This window comes from Marinobacterium sedimentorum (genome assembly GCF_024267675.1).
Lineage (GTDB): Bacteria > Pseudomonadota > Gammaproteobacteria > Pseudomonadales > Balneatricaceae > Marinobacterium_A > Marinobacterium_A sedimentorum.
On the sequence record NZ_JALDYX010000210.1, the window covers coordinates 1 to 213 of the forward strand.

The window sequence follows — 213 nt, forward strand, 5'->3', positions numbered from 1 at the left end:
TGCTTGAGACGAATACGAGACGCGTTAAACGGCACTAAGCCGATCGAGAGAATTCCGTCTTTGTCCGGATTTAGTCCAGTGGTTTCGAAATCCAATGCAACGAACTCTAACTCATTCAATGGCGTGTCTGCAGCAGGCAGTCCGGCAGAGTAAAATGCGCGTAGGCGCTCATCATTAACTCGTTCTGCCAAGGTCGCAAATTTGTTTGCCCAT

At 48.8% G+C, this 213-nt stretch carries 1 pseudogene; it reads right to left on the minus strand.

Features of this window, described 5'->3' with window-relative positions:
* Positions 1-213: pseudogene (locus tag MRS74_RS23855) on the minus strand (3'-5' exonuclease); the annotation flags it as partial.